Raw genomic sequence first — 2,015 nt, forward strand, 5'->3', positions numbered from 1 at the left:
TCTCCAAGAGTTCGGCGATCTGTGCCAGCCCCTCGGGGTCGTCGGCGTCGGCGAGCCCGAGGAGCGCGCGTATGTGGTCGAGGTCGGCCTGGGCGGCCTTCAGGGTCTCGTAGCCGGCGCGGCTGAAGGAGCGGCGGGTGCCGTTCTCGCGGGGCGGGAGTTCCTGGCGTATGGAGTACGAGCCGTGCTTCCGGTTGGAGAGCTTCGGGCAGGTCTTGCCGAGCGGTTTGCCGGTCTTGGGGTCGCGGCAGTAGCACCGGCGGTGCGTGGAGCCCTTCAAGGGCGTTCCTCCGGGGTGGTTTCGGTATCCGGTTCGGGTGGGTCGACGTCGCCCAGCGCGGGTGGCAGATCGGGTGGGGTGGCTCCTTCGTCGCGGATGTCCCGACGGAGGTAGCGGAGGTTGTACTTGGCGGAGATGGCCTGGTCGGCGTACTTGGTCCGCCTGCGCTCGGCTTCCTCCTGCTGGGCGCGGCCGGTCGCGGTCTTCGCGGCGAACCGGGCCTGCTCCTCTTCTTCGAGCGCGGCCAGGGCGGTGCGCACGAGGCTGGCGTGAAGCTCGAAGTCGGGGACCAGACCCGCGTCGTACCCGGGTACCTCCTGCTCGCCGGTGAAGCGGCGCAGGGCTTCCCAGGTGGGGACGAGGTGCTGGAAGGGGAGTTCCTGCGTCTCCTCCACGTAGCCAACCGGGAAGATCAGGCAGGCCGGGTACGTCTCCAGGGCGGCGGCCAGGACCATGACGTCCACCAGCGGGAGGTTGGCCCGGCGGCCGGACTCCATGTTGGCGATCACGTTGCGCGGGATGGGATGCCCGAGCTGCTCGCACCGGTCCGCCAAGTCCTGCGCGCTCCATCCCATCTCCTTTCTCCTCCGCCGGACTTCGCCGGCCACGTTGGCTTTGATCCGATCCACCCACTCCGGGAAGTCGTCCTCTTCATCATCGAAACCACGTTGTGTCATGTAGACACATTAGCTTCGTCATCCTGGTAGGTACACGCCTGGAGCCGAACGTGGCGCCCACGTTCGCCGACGGCTGTACCGAAAGGGGCGCACCGCATGCGCGAAGACACCACGACCGGACGGCCGAAGGGGATGAGTCGGGAAGAGCTTCTGGCCCTCCCCGCAGCCGTTGACCTGGAGACGGGCAACCGGGCACTCGGGTTGGGGCGGAGCAAGGGCTATGCGTTGGCGAAGCGGGGCGAGTACCCGTGCCGGGTGCTGCGGCTGGGCAACGCCTACCGCGTGGTGACGGCGGACCTGCTGGACCTGCTGGGTCTGGCGGCGTGAAGGCGGGGCACCGTAGCAGACGTGTCTGCGCTGAGCTGACACAGAATCGCTGGACTGTGTCAGGGGGTGGACGTACTGTCCGTGTTCCGCCGCGGAACGCCCCGCGTGTTCCGCCGCGGAACGCCCCGCGTGTTCCGCCGCGGAACGCCCCGCGTGTTCCGCCGCGGAACGCCCCGCGTGTTCCGACACGGAACAACCCGGATGTACCGCCACGAGATAAAGCGAGCCCCCGGCGAGGCAACGCCGGAGGCTCAGCACCCTCCCACCGCCCGTATCCACCGAACGACCCGCGTGCGCTGAGCCGGCATGCCCGGCGCCGCAGAAGAGGAGCTGCCCTGTGCAACCTACGACACCCGACGCACATTCCCAGACCGGCGAGATGAATGGGTCGGTGGCCGCGATTCCCGGGAAGCCGGGTGCCCACCTGACCGGCGAGCGAGCCGGTGAGGGAGACGAGACGTCATCGGGAGGTGACGCGGCCCAGAAGCCGTCCGTCCCGAAGCCGCGGCCGGCGAGTACCGGCACGTTCGTCGGCCCTCTGCGCCAGGGCGAGCAGGTGCTGGCCGCCCTGCGGGCGCAGATCGCGCGGTACGTGGTGATGCCGAGTGAGGAGGCGCTCACGACGGTGACGTTGTGGGTCGCGGCGACGCACCTGCAGCGTGCGTGGCAGCACGCGCCGCGCCTGGCGATCGTCGCGCCGGAGAAGCGGTGCGGGAAGTCGCGGCTGCTGG

The 2,015-nt window shown here is 69.6% G+C and carries 2 protein-coding genes and 2 pseudogenes; 2 read left to right on the forward strand and 2 right to left on the reverse strand.

What is annotated here, in order from left to right; all coding sequences use genetic code 11:
* Positions 1–280 (reverse strand): annotated as a pseudogene (locus ACO1BR_RS43970) (site-specific integrase); the annotation flags it as partial.
* Positions 277–957 (reverse strand): helix-turn-helix domain-containing protein, encoded by a 681-nt coding sequence (locus ACO1BR_RS43975; RefSeq protein WP_426800730.1) that lies wholly within the window; start codon positions 955–957, stop codon positions 277–279. The gene ACO1BR_RS43975 and the pseudogene ACO1BR_RS43970, both read right to left, overlap by 4 nt.
* 96 nt (positions 958–1,053) lie before the next feature.
* Between ACO1BR_RS43975 and ACO1BR_RS43980 the strand changes: the two genes are divergently transcribed.
* Together ACO1BR_RS43980 and ACO1BR_RS43985 are read left to right on the forward strand one after the other, a co-directional pair.
* Entirely contained in the window at positions 1,054–1,284 is a 231-nt protein-coding gene (locus ACO1BR_RS43980; RefSeq protein WP_426800731.1) for a hypothetical protein, read from the forward strand.
* A 337-nt stretch (positions 1,285–1,621) separates the two neighbouring features.
* Positions 1,622–2,015: pseudogene (locus ACO1BR_RS43985) on the forward strand (DUF3631 domain-containing protein); the annotation flags it as partial.

Source organism: Streptomyces sp. YGL11-2 (genome assembly GCF_050054615.1).
In the GTDB taxonomy this organism is placed as follows: Bacteria; Actinomycetota; Actinomycetes; order Streptomycetales; family Streptomycetaceae; genus Streptomyces.

What these genes read in the sequence shown, in the direction of transcription:
- ACO1BR_RS43980 (WP_426800731.1), top strand. Translation starts at nt 1,054, where the DNA reads ATGCGCGAAGACACCACGACCGGACGGCCGAAGGGGATGAGTCGGGAA.
- ACO1BR_RS43975 (WP_426800730.1), bottom strand. Translation starts at nt 957, where the DNA reads ATGACACAACGTGGTTTCGATGATGAAGAGGACGACTTCCCGGAGTGG.